The organism is Acinetobacter sp. 228 (assembly GCF_048147885.1).
Genome location: NZ_JAYWYV010000536.1, coordinates 1 through 1,081 on the forward strand (window position 1 = coordinate 1; position 1,081 = coordinate 1,081).

General features: G+C 34.4%; 2 protein-coding genes. One reads left to right on the plus strand and one right to left on the minus strand.

Going from position 1 to position 1,081, the window contains the following annotated elements; translation table 11 throughout:
- The coding region (locus VXQ92_RS20570) for a pilus assembly FimT family protein (RefSeq protein ID WP_416683026.1) at positions 1–329 on the minus strand (329 nt) is incomplete at its 3' end.
- 381 nt (positions 330–710) lie between these two features.
- Here VXQ92_RS20570 and VXQ92_RS20575 point away from each other — a divergent pair.
- On the plus strand, positions 711–1,081 hold a 371-nt coding region (locus VXQ92_RS20575; protein WP_416683027.1), incomplete at its 3' end, for an outer membrane beta-barrel protein.

Sequence of the window (1,081 nt, forward strand, 5' to 3'; positions counted from 1 at the left end):
TGATGGTTAAGATCTATAGAGGTCAATAATTCTTCATCTAAATCATGCTGTAGATTACGGTTATTATCTACAAAGCTGATTACGCGGTTATCCCAATTCGTATTGCAGACCAATTGATCAGAACTTGGACAAAGAACAACATTCTTATGCCTAATAATTGCGTCATATTTGGCTTTTTGTATATGAATTGTGAGTATGCGCGGCGTATTTTTTAGTTCTACAGATGCCATAAATTGATGGTATAAAGGAATGGCTATAACTGACATAATCACAAGAATTACGAGTGTTATAGTGAGCTCAACTATAGTAAAACCAGGAGATTTAAACATTAAAAAACCTTAATATATGTATAAATAGAGCAATTTTATGTTTTCTGACAATGATTTATATTATTTTTTATAATGAGGAAACACAAAATTAAATAAGGGTTATCAGTCGGCTAGAATACTGGTAAAATCACGGCAAGCGAAACAAAGAAGTTATTCATATTTGCTAGTTGGGTAAAAAATTACCGAATTACAACGGAAATTGTAAGTAATTTTGTCAATAATTTACTTGATTAAAATTATCAAGCACTTGGAAAGTCTATCAAGTGTTTGTATGATTCAAATGTGAATAGCTTAAAAATAATACTGGGGTAAAAAAATATCTCAGGGGCCAATAAATTTAGGCTGAGCTTGAACAACAATTGTTATCTCTGGAGGATATCCATGAAATTGAGTCGTATTGCACTTGCTACTATGCTTGTTGCTGCTCCATTAGCTGCTGCTAATGCTGGCGTAACAGTTACTCCATTATTGCTTGGTTACACTTTCCAAGACAGCCAACACAACAATGGCGGTAAAGATGGTAACTTAACTAACGGTCCTGAGTTACAAGACGATTTATTCGTTGGCGCAGCTCTTGGTATCGAGTTAACTCCATGGTTAGGTTTCGAAGCTGAATATAACCAAGTTAAAGGCGACGTAGACGGCGCTTCTGCTGGTGCTGAATATAAACAAAAACAAATCAACGGTAACTTCTATGTTACTTCTGATTTAATTACTAAAAACTACGACAGCAAAATCAAGCCGTACGTATT